This window comes from Pseudoalteromonas sp. NH0006-46 (assembly GCF_057547735.1).
Genome location: NZ_BAAJML010000003.1, coordinates 1 through 13841, shown reverse-complemented (window position 1 = coordinate 13841; position 13841 = coordinate 1). Strand labels below are relative to the sequence as shown.

At 37.8% G+C, this 13841-nt stretch carries 12 protein-coding genes; 8 read left to right on the top strand and 4 right to left on the bottom strand.

What is annotated here, in order from left to right; all coding sequences use genetic code 11:
• Position 1: 1 nt before the first annotated feature.
• Positions 2 to 805 (bottom strand): ion transporter, encoded by an 804-nt coding sequence (locus tag AC27I2_RS07865; protein WP_006793489.1) that lies wholly within the window; start codon positions 803 to 805, stop codon positions 2 to 4.
• A 100-nt stretch (positions 806 to 905) separates the two neighbouring features.
• Here AC27I2_RS07865 and AC27I2_RS07860 point away from each other — a divergent pair, with 100 nt between their 5' ends.
• The 6 genes from AC27I2_RS07860 (at position 906) to AC27I2_RS07835 (ending at position 9372) form a co-directional block, all read left to right on the top strand.
• Positions 906 to 1118: a hypothetical protein gene (locus tag AC27I2_RS07860; RefSeq protein ID WP_058405325.1), complete on the top strand. Its 213-nt coding sequence runs from the start codon at positions 906 to 908 to the stop codon at positions 1116 to 1118.
• 9 nt (positions 1119 to 1127) lie between these two features.
• Complete coding sequence (locus AC27I2_RS07855) at positions 1128 to 1409, top strand: hypothetical protein (RefSeq protein WP_487203922.1); 282 nt, start codon at positions 1128 to 1130, stop codon at positions 1407 to 1409.
• 68 nt (positions 1410 to 1477) lie between these two features.
• Positions 1478 to 1669, top strand: coding sequence for a YwbE family protein (locus AC27I2_RS07850; RefSeq protein ID WP_138528213.1), 192 nt, complete (start codon positions 1478 to 1480; stop codon positions 1667 to 1669).
• Entirely contained in the window at positions 1669 to 2184 is a 516-nt protein-coding gene (locus AC27I2_RS07845) for a DUF4240 domain-containing protein (RefSeq protein WP_487203921.1), read from the top strand. Before AC27I2_RS07850 ends, AC27I2_RS07845 begins: the two co-directional genes overlap by 1 nt.
• A gap of 278 nt (positions 2185 to 2462) precedes the next feature.
• The gene (locus tag AC27I2_RS07840; protein WP_487203920.1) at positions 2463 to 8774 is read left to right on the top strand and encodes a M4 family metallopeptidase; all 6312 of its coding nucleotides are present in this window, start codon (positions 2463 to 2465) and stop codon (positions 8772 to 8774) included.
• A 130-nt stretch (positions 8775 to 8904) separates the two neighbouring features.
• Positions 8905 to 9372: a hypothetical protein gene (locus AC27I2_RS07835; protein ID WP_487203919.1), complete on the top strand. Its 468-nt coding sequence runs from the start codon at positions 8905 to 8907 to the stop codon at positions 9370 to 9372.
• On the opposite strand, the gene AC27I2_RS07830 is transcribed toward AC27I2_RS07835, so the two are convergent.
• From AC27I2_RS07830 to AC27I2_RS07820, 3 genes are all read right to left on the bottom strand, one after another.
• Positions 9367 to 10629 (bottom strand): Y-family DNA polymerase, encoded by a 1263-nt coding sequence (locus AC27I2_RS07830; protein ID WP_487203918.1) that lies wholly within the window; start codon positions 10627 to 10629, stop codon positions 9367 to 9369. The two genes, AC27I2_RS07835 and AC27I2_RS07830, sit on opposite strands and share 6 nt — an antisense overlap.
• On the bottom strand, positions 10617 to 11030 hold the full coding sequence (umuD, locus tag AC27I2_RS07825; RefSeq protein WP_010556176.1) for a translesion error-prone DNA polymerase V autoproteolytic subunit: 414 nt from the start codon (positions 11028 to 11030) through the stop codon (positions 10617 to 10619). Before umuD ends, AC27I2_RS07830 begins: the two co-directional genes overlap by 13 nt.
• Before the next feature lie 83 nt (positions 11031 to 11113).
• Positions 11114 to 11533, bottom strand: a complete 420-nt coding sequence (locus AC27I2_RS07820; protein ID WP_138528223.1) for a MarR family winged helix-turn-helix transcriptional regulator — start codon at positions 11531 to 11533, stop codon at positions 11114 to 11116.
• 122 nt (positions 11534 to 11655) lie between these two features.
• Here AC27I2_RS07820 and AC27I2_RS07815 point away from each other — a divergent pair, with 122 nt between their 5' ends.
• Positions 11656 to 12399 (top strand): siderophore-interacting protein, encoded by a 744-nt coding sequence (locus tag AC27I2_RS07815; RefSeq protein ID WP_487203917.1) that lies wholly within the window; start codon positions 11656 to 11658, stop codon positions 12397 to 12399.
• A gap of 329 nt (positions 12400 to 12728) precedes the next feature.
• The gene (locus AC27I2_RS07810; protein WP_138528227.1) at positions 12729 to 13721 is read left to right on the top strand and encodes a patatin-like phospholipase family protein; all 993 of its coding nucleotides are present in this window, start codon (positions 12729 to 12731) and stop codon (positions 13719 to 13721) included.
• The last annotated feature ends 120 nt before the right edge of the window (positions 13722 to 13841 follow it).

Genomic DNA, 13841 nt, shown 5'->3' with positions numbered 1-13841 from the left:
GTTACTTTTTACTCAGCAATGTTTTTAACTCTGCTATTTGCGCTTGTAACTCGTTAACTTGCCCTTGTGTTGCAGGAAGTGAGTCGTTATCAGCTTGCTCTTCTCGTGCATTTCGGTGTTCTTCACCCATTACCTCTAAAATAGCGCCAACCATCATGTTTAAAAATACAAAGGCGGTTAAAAATATAAAGGTCAGGTAGTAAATCCAGCTTAGCTCGTACACCGCCATTGTTTCGTACATTATGTCGGTCCAATCTTCAAAGGTCGCTATTCTAAATAGTGTTAGCATTGAAATAGACACATCTTGCCAAAGCACAGGGTTAATGTCGGCAAACATCATGCTGCCCATCGCTGCGTAGATGTAAAAAATAACAAACATAAGCAGTGCAATGTAGCCCATTTGTGGGATTGCTTTAAGTAACGAGTTTACTAATAATCGAAGCTCAGGGATCATCGACACTAACCTAAGCACTCTGAATATACGCAGTAAACGTGCTATTAGCATTGTAGAGCCCGCGGCGGGGTACAAGCTACCCAATACAATAATGGTGTCGAATATATTCCATCCCTTTGAAAAGAAGTCTTTTATGCCTTTACTTGCAACAAAGCGAATAATAAGTTCAATTAAAAAGAATGCGGTTATGCCAATATCCATCCAGTTAAGAGCAAGCTCAACCGTAGGATGAAGACTATAGGTATGAGCGCCTACAGTTAGGGCAGAAACAATAATGACAGCTATAACAAATGATTGAAATATCTTGCTTTTGTCTATACGCTGAAACAAGGCTTGTAACTGCGACATCATAATAAGTGGTCCTGTAATACAAAGGTTTTTATGGCGCTAATATACAATATAATCGCCATAAATTAACGTCTTTTTAAACGCAATTGTGTAAGGAAATTTAATGGTTATCAATAAACTAAAAACCGCGGCTGTTTTTATAATCGGATTACCTATTTTAGCCGGGTGTAGTTCCGATGCACGCTTTGAGCAATTGCAGTCAGCTCGCCTTAACGAGTGCAATTACAAAGCAGATAAAGAGTATTATGAGTGCCTTAAAGAGCAAGACTCAAATTACGAAGAATTTAAAAAACAACAAGCAGAAAAAAGTAAATAATTTATCCTCATGACTAAAACACAAAAGCAACGAGATAAACAAATACGCGCTGCGCTGACTAAAGCGTGTGAGTCCATTAAAGACTCAGTGGCCGGTTTTTCATACCTTACTCACACCGTTGATTTAAATAACGAAGCCAACACCTTAAAAGTTAACTGCTATTTTGAAGACACCAAAGTTCTTAATAACGCTGACTCTGAGATTGAACACCTTAAATCTATAATACTTACGCAACTTGCGAGTATTAAGTTGCCGATAAAACCGTCACATATTGTGTTTTTTGCTAAATAAAATGGGTTTTGTTGGTTTGCCTGCTGTTGGGCGGTATAATTAAGAAAATTATATTTAGGGTTTAAATAATGGCTGTTCCTTCTCGTTCGCAAATATCACCAGGTACTGTAGTTAATATTGTTTTAAAAGAAGACCAACGCAGCGGTACATTAACCGAAGGCGTAGTTGAGCGTTTATTAACTAAATCGCCAACCCACCCGCATGGTATAAAAGTGAGATTAGAAGATGGCCAAGTGGGCCGAGTAAAAGAGATTTTATAATGGCAGCGTTATCAGAGCAGGCTTTTTGGGAATTAGTAACTACACCCGACTTAGGTCTAGACCCAGAAAGTGTCAGCGAGAATTTAAAAGCTAAACTAGGTGATTTAACTGACGAGCAGCTTATTGCCTTTGACAAATTTTTTGGTATTAACATGCGCAAGTGTTTTACCTGGGATTTATTTGGAGCGGCATTTGTTATGGCAGGCTGTAACGATGAATACGGCTTTAGTGAGTTTAGATGTTGGCTTATTTCACGCGGCAAAGCCGTGTTTGATAATGCACTTGTTAATGCCGACTCCATTGCATTATGTACACCTGTTTATCACTTAAATGAACAGCCTTACCCATATATTGACGAGTACGACCTTATCGCCGGCTTATTATATGAAGAGCGCAACGAAGATGAACTTCCCTTCGTGCCATCAGGCGATCAACCCGCAGGCAAACGCTTTAAAGACAAAGCAAAATTTTTAAAACAAGCCTATCCACAATTATTTGCAAAGTATTGGCGTTAACACGCTAATTTTGCATTACTCTTAACAACTTTTTGAAACAGAAATCTGCGTAGATGTTTAATTTTTATGCAGTCTTTTGTATGCTTATTATTTATTTTTCTCACCTTTAAAATTCAAATCACAGTTTCAATTAATTATTTAGTTACCTTTTACATTAGTTAACAATTGTACCTATTAAACTAGTTTTTTGGATGACTCTTCATTATCAAATATGTTACATTTGACTGTTTTTAAATGAATAAACACTGAATAATTACAATATACGACATAGGAATGTTATGTATAAAACACTTTCATCAGGATTGATAGCATTTTGCTTTTTGAACACGCTAAGTTCTCAAGCTGCTGTTTCACAGCGAATAAATAAATCATCCACCCAAGAAGTTAAGCAACTTTTAAATCAAAACCCTTCTATTGCCAATACATCTTCTGCAAGTTCTTATTTTGTAGAATTAGAACAACCTCAATTGAGCCTTTCACAACAAGTTAATGCATCTTCTAAAAAGATGCAGCAATACTTTTCTGGGGTTCCAGTATGGGGTCAGCAAATTAGAGTTCAGTCTAACTCTGAACATATTAGTGGTTTTTTTGCTAAAAACATTAACTTTGCATTTTTGAATAAAACCGCGAGCACCACTTTTGATCAGTCAAAGGCGGTTAAATCGTTGCTGACTAAGTCTAAATTAGATGATTCACTAGAGAGTGAAATAATAAATAATAAGCGCTACATTTATATTCATGATGGCAAGGCTTATTACGTTCGCTTAATTGAACTCAAAGTAACTGAGAATGGCATTGAAAAAATGCCAATAGGTTTAATAAGTGAATCGACTTATCAGATTTTTGAACTGTGGGACAATATTCAAAGTGTTGACGGGACAGGACCTGGTGGTAATCAAAAGATTGGCCAGTATGAATACGGTACAGATAAAGACGCATTTAATGTTACCCAAGTTGGTGAGACCTGTTTTTTAGAAAATGACAAAGTAAAAACGGTCACTATGGAATCGGGCTCTGAGCCAAGTGAAGCCTTTTCATTCACATGTGATCGTAATACACATAAGGAAATAAATGGTGCTTTTTCTCCATTAAATGACGCTCATGCATTTGGAACCGCTGTTTTTGATATGTATCAGCAATGGTACAACACTGCACCGCTTACATTTCAATTGTTAATGCGAGTTCACAGTGGGGATAACTGGGAAAATGCCACCTGGAATGGCCAAGCAATGACCTTTGGTGATGGCGCTGATAGGTTTTACCCGCTGGTTTCACTTGATATTGTATCTCATGAGGTTAGCCACGGCTTTACTAGTCAAAACTCCAATCTTATTTACTCTAATCAATCAGGCGGAATTAACGAGTCTTTCTCTGATATGGCAGGTGAAACTGCAGAGTATTTTTTACGTGGTGAAACCGACTGGTTATCAGGGGCGGATATTTCAAAAGTAGATCCAGCCCTTCGTTACTTTGAAACGCCTTCATTAGATGGTGTTTCTATTGATAAAGCCAGCGATTTTTACCCGGGCATGGATGTTCACTTTAGTAGTGGTGTTTTTAACCGTGCTTTTTTCCTGCTTTCAAATACTGATGGTTGGGATCCTCAAAAAGCGTTTGAAATAATGCTAAAAGCAAATCAAAACTACTGGGTTAATTCGAGTGGTTTTATCGATGGTGCATGTGGAGCAATCAACTCTGCAATTGACTTAAACTATAATGCATCTGATGTAATTTCAGCATTTAATGAAGTAGAAGTTATTTGCGATAATATTAAGTTTGTCGATACTGATTCAGATTTAATGGATGATAACTGGGAGCTTTTATACGGACTAGACCCTTCAGATGCTGATGACGCCAATTTAGATTTAGACCAAGATGGCCTTTCTAACTTGGAAGAATACTTAGCAAATACTCTTCCAAACTCAGTTGATTCTGATGCTGATAGTTTATCTGATTACGATGAATTAAACGTCTACATGACACTGCCTAACAATGCTGATTCAGATTCCGATCGTATGCCAGATGGTTGGGAAGTTACTTTTGCTTTTAATCCACTTGATGCAGCTGATGCAGAACTTGATTTTGATGCCGATAGCTGGGCTAACTTAATTGAGTATTATGGTAACAGCGACCCAACTGATCCAAACTCTGAACCTTCTGTTTTTCCTGAAACTACCTATAATTTTGATGACGCAGTTGTCCCTGAATTATTAGTTTCTTCAAATCCTCAAGCGCCTTGGTTTATTACTAATTATGACGGTCATGATGGCTTAGTGTTATCTAGCAGTGATATTACTGATTCGCAACAAACGAGCATTGAGTTTCAATTTTTAAGTGACGAACAACGTTTTGTTAACTTTAACTACCTATTGGAAACTGAAGCAACTTATGACTTTTTCAAAGTTTATATTAACGATTCATTAGTGCTTAATGAGTCAGGCCTAACTGACTGGAAGGTGGCTTCTTTTCCAGTTCCTGCTGGGTTCAATACAGTTAAGTTTGTGTACACTAAAGACGTTATAGTGTCTGAAGGTTTAGATGCTGTATTTATCGATAATTTATATATTGGGCCTAGCTTCCCTGATTCTGACGGTGATGGTATGTCAGATATGTGGGAATTATCTTATGGTTTGGATATAAATACTGACGATTCAGCACTTGATTTAGACAACGATGGTTTATCTAACCTTCTTGAGTTTTTAAATAATGGTTTACCTAACAACTCAGATACTGATGGCGATTTAATGCCTGATGGGTGGGAATATAACAACAGCCTAAATCTTACGGATGCCTCAGATGCGTCACAAGATGCTGACAATGATGGATTTACTAACCTTACAGAGTTTCAAGCAAATACAGATCCTCAGTCAGATACCTCTTACCCTGTTGCTTTAAATATCACAACGTCATTTGAAAGCGATACACTTCCAACATGGATGATTGAATCAGCAAACTCAAGTGCGCCGTGGTTTATCACAGACGACTTTGCCACACAGGGCTCACAAAGTATTCGTTCAGGAGATATCTCTGATTCTCAGTTTAGCGGGTTTACTGTCACGGGTTTATTTGAAGAAGGGGTTTTAGCGTTCGATTATAAAATTGATTCTGAATATTGTTGTGACTTTTTTATGGTGACTATAGATGGCCAAGAAGTCATTGGTTTTGCTGAGCGTGGAAATTTAGAAGCACCTGAACCAACTTCATTTTTAGTTAATATTAGTGAAGGGGTGCATAAGATTGAGTTCAAGTATACCAAAGACGGATCAGTATCAACTGATGCTGATGCAGTATGGCTTGATAACTTTGTTATGCTTCCAGTCGGTGATCAAACCGATACTGATAACGATCAAATACCAGACTACTGGGAACTACTAAATGGTTTAAATCGTTTTGATGCAAGTGATGCACAATCTGACAATGACGCTGACAGCCTTTCAGCCCTTGATGAGTATAACCTAGGAACAAATCCAAATTCAGCTGACACAGATTCTGATGAGTTAAGTGATGGCTATGAAGTTAATAATGGCTTGCTACCACTTGACCCTTCGGATGCAAGTTTAGATTTTGATGCTGATGGTTACACTAATATCCAAGAGTTCTATGGGCAAAGCCTTGCTAATGACGCAACATCAACTGTGCAGTCTTTTTCTCAGCTAAATGAAAGCTTTGAAGAAGGGCTTTTGCCAGCTATATTTACAGAGCTTGCAGAACATACTACACAATGGCAGCTTAATACCAACTGGTCTACGGATGGTTCATCAAGTTTAAGCCTAAATACTTCTCCAGCAGGTAGTATAAGCGGCTTTGCAATTGCAGGGTTATTTGAGGCAGGGTTCATTAATTTAGATTACTTTTCAAACAATAACTCATCATTCCAAATTAGTGTTAACGGTACTCAGTACAATATTAAGCATTATCGCTCTCGCTTGTTAATTCCGGTAAATGATGGTTTTAATATTGTGAAGGTAAAATACGAAAGCCCTTACTTAGCAGATATGCCTTTTTCAGTTGATAATATTTCATGGACTGCTGAGCTGGATGTAGTTAGTGACTTTGATGGCGACGGTATTCCAGATTATTGGGAAGCACAGAATGGACTAAATGCACTTGATTCTAATGATGCATCAAAGGATTCAGACTACGACGGTTTATCTAATTTAAACGAGTATCAGATGTCTAGTAATCCGCTTTCTACAGATACAGACGGCGACGGTGTGCAAGATAGTGAAGATAGTCACCCAACTGATTCTAGCTTGGGTGAAAATATAGCCCCTGTTTTTGTATCAAGTTTAGAGCCTATTACTCTTGAAGCAACGTCTCAAAATACTAACCTTACAAATATTTTTGTTCCTGAGGCGACTGATAACGGACATTTAGAACCTTATGTTTATACTTTCTCTGGCTCATGGTTGCCCCTTGGTGAACATCAAATCACATGGGTTGCTCGTGATTATGTTGGTAACGAAACGACGGCTATTCAAACGGTAACCTTAGTTGACACAACGCCACCTGTTATACAAGACTATTACTCAGTTAATGTTTATGGAAGCTCAATCGATGACATAAAAGCGGCATTATTTAACTCTAATGCTATCTACGATAGTGTATCGGGTGTGGCTATTATCGATATTGATAGTAACTTTGTGTTTAGAACCGGGGATATTTTAATTCCTGTTTCTGCCGTTGATGGAGCGGGTAATACTTCTACAGGTGAAATAAATGCTTATGTTTTTCCTAAAGTCAGTATCCAGCCTACTACGTATGTTTACCAAAATGGTAATGCGGTTATTGATGTACTCATAAGTGGTAAAAGCCCATACGGTTCAGTAAGCTTTGATCTTATTGGCAATAATACTAGTAAATATATATCTACAAACCATCATGGCCTTGTCAAGGTAGAGCTAGAACGTGAGTTCTTTGAAAATGCGTCTAATATTCGCATTAATACGACAAACAATTCATTTACCGATGGAAATGATACTAGCCAGTTAGTTTTTCTAAATGAAACTGCAAAACCTGAATTTATTACTAATCTATATCAAAATGGAAAAGTAATAAGCAAGATGGTTCAACGTGATTCGTCAGACTTTATTGTTGATGTTCATGCAGTTAATTTACCTAGTGCAGAAGCTGATAATTCAATAGAGCTCCAGCTATCTTCACAAGGTGATTATTTTGTAAATAAAATTGGTCCCTCAAAGTGGAATATTACTTTTACGCCTCAATTGCTCACGGACTCTAACAATCTAGACATTACGTTTACTATAAAACAGAATAGCGAGACTGTTGCAACGGATCAAATTAGTTTACGTGTGATTGACGCAGTTACTTTTAATGATCCTGAGTTAGATACTGATGGTGATGGTATTCCTGATGCTGAAGAAGGTGTGAGCGATGGCGATAAAGACGGCATTGTTGATTACTTAGATAGCTCTTCTATTACGCATTCAGCTGTTTTAGATTCAGGTGATATGGTTCGTAGCATCGATGAGTTTAATCACTTGTCAGTAGGTAACATTAAACAGACTAGTGTAACGCAAATGATTGCTGATATGTCTATTTCAGAGCAAGACTTAAGTACTTACTTTGATAGCTTAGATATTACAGAACCTCACTTTCAAGCTAAAAGTGATATTGTAAATATTCATATTACCCTTTCAAACTCATCGGGTACCGCTGAAATTGCGATACCAGAGTATGTTAACTCTATTTTAAGTTCAGAAATGCAAATTCGTTTGTTATCTAATACAGGTTGGCAGTCGGTTGCAAAGCTAACTGGTAACGTGTACGAGCAAATTTGTTCAGGTTGCTTTACTTTTGCAGTAACAGACGGCAGTGAATTTGACTTAGACGGTGAAGTTAATGGTGTGATTGAATTAGTTGCTAAGTTAGCTGAAGAAAGTTTAAACCAAGCGCCTGTTTTAGATATAACAATTCCAGCAACCATTGAAGAGCTTTCAACTACTGAGCTTGATGCGTCAGGAACAACAGATCCTGATGGTGATTTGCTAAGTTTTGAGTGGAGTATTGATCATCCTCAATTATCACTGGCGCCTTTAGAGACAGACAGTAAAGCGACACTGACTGTAGGTGAATTAGAGGAAACGTTTACTACAGATATCACTTTATTAATCTCAGATGGTTACGAGCAGTTCACAGAGGTATATACAGTGACCTTTATGCACGTTAATCAATTACCAGCAGTTGAGTTGAGCTCATCTTCTTTATCGGTTGATGAGGGTAAAGACGTTAGCGTTACAGCAACTGCAACAGACAAAGAGTCATCTGAACTTACTTACAGCTGGGTTCAAACACAAGGTATAGAAGTCGCAATTGAAGATGCTAATTCAAATACATTGTCGTTTATCGCACCAAGTGTATCTGTAACAAGTGAACTTGGCTTTAAACTCAGCGTTTCTGATGGTGAAGGGGAGACAGAGCAAAGTGTTATCGTTACCGTTAATGATGTACCTGTTGCACTGCCAACACCTAAAGAAGGTGATAAAAGTGGAGGAGGTTCTTTCAGTTTCTTCTTATTACTCTTAACCGCTTTGTTTGTTTACAGAAGAGCACAGTTGTTTTACAAATAACAACAGTCTAATTGTATAACTATTAAATCCCTTGATTGCTATCAAGGGATTTTTTTTGCATAAATTTTAAAATAAGTAAGTAGGTTTAATGTGTTAAGCTAATTGTATTGTGACTTGTTAGGTTTCTTTAATGAAAAATTATAAAGTTTTACTATGTGTTTGTTGTTTATTTTTTGCTAATCAGTCTTTTGCTAAAACGATTTTACCTAGTAACAAAACTAAGTTTGTTAGCTTGTTTAATAGTAAAGTTGGCGATTATGAATTAGTTTCTGGCGATGCTCGCTATTGCGATTCAGGCTCATTAATGTGGCTTGATAAAAATAATACTGATTTGGGTTTTAGACTTGGCAGTTTAATTTCTTTTATTGATTTACATAATGGCACACAAACTAATAAAGCCCCTGATTTTTGCCTAGTAACTACAAAGTTTAAATATACGAGTATTGGCTTAACAATGGATTTACGCCAAGACCGGTGTGACAGTAATAACGATATATTAGATGTTAGCCGCACGCTAAATTTTGTTTCTGATACACAGTTAGAATACTTGATTAAAAATGCTAATGTTCAGTGCAAGTTTGAATTAAAGCGTCTATAAATCGCATTTTATTTTTGGTATATCGCGCCAGCGGGTTGTGTACTGAGGCGATAAAAAATCTCTGTTCATATGCCAGCGATCGTTTAATTTACTACTTGCTAAGCCCAACATACCCTTGCCGTATCGGGTATTAATAGCATCTAAACAGCCCATCAACTTTGGGTTATCTTGTTGTGGTGCAAATAAGTCACTTTGCTGAAATTGCTCAGCGGTGAGTTCTAGTGCACCTACACCACACTTATAAAACCGCACGCCAGGTTGGTAAATTTTTTCAAATACCTCAGACACCGCATTGGCCATAACGCAGGTATCGTTTGTTGGCATGCTAAACTGATACATATAAGACTTTTTATAAAATACGTCTTCATGGGATGAACTCGATGCAAAAATATATAATTGCTTTGCAAGCGACTTTTGCGATCTTAGTTTTTTACCCACAATAGTAACATGGTTAATTAAAGCGGTTTTAAGAGCGGTTGGTTCATAAATACGCTCTCCAAAGCTACGAGTTGAGTAAATTTCGCGTTTATCTTGGCGTACATCATCCCAGTTTAAACATACTAAGCCATTAAGCTCGCTTACTGTGCGCTCTACCACCACACTAAAAGCGCGGCGCATAGTTTTTGGGTTTTGTTGGGCAAGCTGCCATGCGGTATTTATGTTCATTATTTTTAGCTTTTTAGCTAAGCGTTTGCCAATTCCCCATACATCTTGGCAGTCCATGCGTTGTAAAATTGCACGGCGGCTTGCTTCGTCATTTATGATAGCAACACCGTCAAAGCCTGTTAATTTTTTAGCTGCATGATTTGCTGCTTTTGCAAGAGTAGGCGTTGGACCAAAACCAACGCCCACGGGGAGCTTTGTTTCTCGCCATACGGTTCGTCTAATAAGGTGCCCGTATGTATGCCAATCTTTTACAACGTTTTCATAGCCGCTAAAGTGCAAAAACGATTCATCAATACTATAAATATGCTGGATGTCACAAAAGCGACCAATCACACTCATCATTCGGTCGCTTAAATTAGCGTATAGTTCATAGTTACTAGAGCGTACAACCACATTGTTTTGTTCTAATAACTGCTTAACTTTAAAGTAAGGGCCAAATTTAGGAATATTAAGCTTACGCGCAATAGGGCATACCGCACACACGCAGCCATCGTTATTGGTAAGTACTACAACAGGTTTTGAGCGAATGGCGGGATCAAATACTTTTTCGGCGCTGGCATAAAACGCCACTGCATCGACTAAGGCATACATGAAAGTAACTCAGGGCTTTGGCGGTGCATACGAATTGACAAACTGACTACGCCTTCAAGCTGAAATTCATCGCTAGGCGTAATATTAACGGGTTGATATAAAGGCGAGGCCGATAGCAATCGAGCGTTTGTTTTATCAAGTAGCTTACACACAAATAAGCCATTTAAATTAGCCACAATTACATCGCCATCTTTAGCGTGCTCTGCTCGGTCTACTACGAGTAAATCACCCTCAAAAATCCCTACTTCTTGCATAGAGCTACCCGACGCAATACCAATAAATGTGGCATCAGGGTGCTTTATTAATAGCTCATCAAGGGAAACGCCAAGCTCAGTGTATTGTGCTGCAGGAGATTCAAACCCGCAAATACCTGCTTCTATATAAATAGGAATAACAAACATAAATAAACAACCAAAACGCATATACTGTATAAGTGTACAGTATATGTGTTTTGTATTCGTTATGCCAAGTAATGAATGGCAGATCAATCCATGTTTTTGATCATTTGTTGGGCCGTGTGTAAAAAGTCATTGATTTGCTGTGAGTTTAAATTTTTACACATTTGTGCATTTACTTGCTGTTCGGCAGCTAATAGCTTGTCATAAAGCGTACGACCTTCAGAGGTAAATGACAAAATAAAACAACGCTTGTCGTGTTCACTGGCCGTTTTATTAATCAAGTTTAACGCGAGTAGTTCTTTCACTAACCGTGCTATTTGGGCTTTATCGCGCTGAGTTTGATTCACAATATCGTTTGCTGTGCACTGAGTTGTGGTTGCAATAATATGAAAGCAGCGTACGTGCATTGCGTTTAATCCAAGCTCGCCCGCATTAATCGCTTCGCGTATGGTAACGCGGTAATTTTGCATTAAAGTAAATAATGTATTGGCTAATGAGGTATACATAATAAATCCATAATGGTTGACAATGTCAATTAAATTGCTATAGTTGATTTTATCAACCAATGGGGCGTTGTGCAACATCTGCTTTATAAAGCAGTAATTTTTAATCAATGAGGTTAGTTTATATGGCAAAAAAAATACGCAAAGTAACAGTATTAAGCACAAAGCAAATAACCCCACATTTACAACGTATAGTTTTAGGTTCTGAAGAGTTTACAGATTTAACCTCTGATCACATTGGCAGTTATGTAAAAGTGCTTATTCCAAAAAACGGTGTGGCCGACTTCAATTTAAAAACGGCGTGTATGCGTTCGTACACAATACAAAATGTAAATAAAAGCAATGGTGCAATTACGCTCGATTTTGTTATTAATATGCACCAAGGCCCTGCGACTAATTGGGCAAAAGTTGCCAAAGTAGGTGATGAACTAGCTATTGCAGGCCCTGGTCCTAAAAAGCTTGAAAATTACCAGCACTCACATTATGTGTTACTAGGCGATTTAACCTCGGTGAATGCTATTAAAGGGTATGTTCAGCAATTGCCAATAAACGCTAAAATTGACGCGTTTATTCATACCCCGAATAAAGCGGATATTATCAGCTTAGATTCAACGCGCCAGGTCAATTGGTTAATAACTACAACGCCAGAGATTGAGATGGCTAATGCCTTAAGCACACTACAGCAACACGAACAGTCACCTATTATATTTATGGCACTCGAGGCAGGATTAGTACGTGAGCTGAAAACGCTATTAACTAGTAAGCTTGCTGTACCGCGTACTAATATCGTGTCATCAGGTTATTGGAAAAAAGGCTTAAACTCAGAAAACTATAAGTTAGAGCGCCAAGCTAATACACAAACGGCTTAATTTTTTATAGCTAAGTAAAATAGGTTACTTAGTTATTTAATACACTCATTAACACTCATTTTTATTTTAGTTAAGCAAGCGTACACCTAAGGCTTGTTAAAGTAGGGGCATCAATCAGTAATTTACAATTTAAATTAATTGATGTGATGCCTAAACATTTAAAATAAAACAAAACGCATTAGTAACTATTAGTTAAGTGTATTAATAGATGGTTTATCGTTCTATTTTATCAATCAAACTGATTTAAACAATCAATTTTAAGGCATTACTTTAATTCTATAAAATGTATTTATTGAAACAAACATCATTAAATTAAAGGCAGGTACCCCGTGAACTCTCTAAACAGCGCAACAGCTTCTTCAGTAACTAAAATAGCACAGCCTAAGGTTGCGTTAATTGCTGAAGGTGGCGGACAGCGAGGGATTTTCACCGCAGGTGTACTTGATGCGTGGTTAGAACAAAACTACGACCCATTTGATTTATTTATTGGCACATCGGCAGGTTCACAAAACTTAACAAGCTATTTAGCTCGTCAAAAAGGTTACGCTAAACGCCTGATTAGAGGGCTGTCTCGTAATAAACGTTTTTTTCAACTAGGTCGTGGCTTAATGGGAAAACACATTGTTGATTTAGACTGGTACTTTGATAAAACCAAAGAAGTAAATAGAGCAATTGACTTTAAAACAGCTAAAACATCATTAGGTGAACGTGAGTTACTTATTACTGCTACAAACGCACGTGACAGAAAAGCGTATTACTTATCACCAACAGGTGAAGAGCATCAATGGCGCGAGCTATTAAAAGCGTCAAGCGCATTACCCTTTTTGTACAAACAAGGTGTTAAATTAACACCTTGGCTAAATGCACAAGCCGCTAACGAAGCAAACACAATTACCGAACCTCAAGAAGACTTTTTTCTTGATGGGGGGCTAGCTGCACCATTACCAGTCCGCGAAGCGTACAACCGTGGCGCGCGTAAGATTGTGGTTATAAGAACGGTAGACGCTGATTTTCAAGCGCAATCGGCATGGGTTCAAAAGCTTAGATCGCTTGCTACGGCAGCAGGTTACTGCCCAAAAACGCTCGACTACCTAATTCAGCATGAACAAGCTTACCTAGACGAGCTAAACTTTATGACAAACCCGCCTAGTGATGTAGAAATTATACAGATTTTTGCAGATGAAACACTGCACAGCAAATTGTTAGGCAGTACAAACGACGATTTACGTAAAGATCATAAGCTTGGTGTAAAAGCAGGCCGTGAATACTTAAAAAGCCAAAATGCACGTATTGTAGATTACGCACACAGCTACGCAATGTAGCTGTAAAACAAATAGTTTAGAAACAACCGTAAAAAATTACGGTTGTTTAACTGAATAAGCCTTAACTAAATATGATAGTCACATATGTGCTGTGAGAAGAGATTGAAGGTTTTTAATGTG

Excerpts from the sequence above, each read along its gene's own strand:
- AC27I2_RS07815 (WP_487203917.1), top strand. The coding sequence starts at position 11,656 with ATGGCAAAAAAAATACGCAAAGTAACAGTATTAAGCACAAAGCAAATA.
- AC27I2_RS07840 (WP_487203920.1), top strand. The coding sequence starts at position 2,463 with ATGTATAAAACACTTTCATCAGGATTGATAGCATTTTGCTTTTTGAAC.
- AC27I2_RS07865 (WP_006793489.1), bottom strand. The coding sequence starts at position 805 with ATGATGTCGCAGTTACAAGCCTTGTTTCAGCGTATAGACAAAAGCAAG.
- AC27I2_RS07830 (WP_487203918.1), bottom strand. The coding sequence starts at position 10,629 with ATGTATGCCTTAGTCGATGCAGTGGCGTTTTATGCCAGCGCCGAAAAA.
- AC27I2_RS07855 (WP_487203922.1), top strand. The coding sequence starts at position 1,128 with ATGACTAAAACACAAAAGCAACGAGATAAACAAATACGCGCTGCGCTG.
- AC27I2_RS07850 (WP_138528213.1), top strand. The coding sequence starts at position 1,478 with ATGGCTGTTCCTTCTCGTTCGCAAATATCACCAGGTACTGTAGTTAAT.
- AC27I2_RS07835 (WP_487203919.1), top strand. The coding sequence starts at position 8,905 with ATGAAAAATTATAAAGTTTTACTATGTGTTTGTTGTTTATTTTTTGCT.
- AC27I2_RS07820 (WP_138528223.1), bottom strand. The coding sequence starts at position 11,533 with ATGTATACCTCATTAGCCAATACATTATTTACTTTAATGCAAAATTAC.
- AC27I2_RS07845 (WP_487203921.1), top strand. The coding sequence starts at position 1,669 with ATGGCAGCGTTATCAGAGCAGGCTTTTTGGGAATTAGTAACTACACCC.
- umuD (WP_010556176.1), bottom strand. The coding sequence starts at position 11,030 with ATGTTTGTTATTCCTATTTATATAGAAGCAGGTATTTGCGGGTTTGAA.
- AC27I2_RS07860 (WP_058405325.1), top strand. The coding sequence starts at position 906 with ATGGTTATCAATAAACTAAAAACCGCGGCTGTTTTTATAATCGGATTA.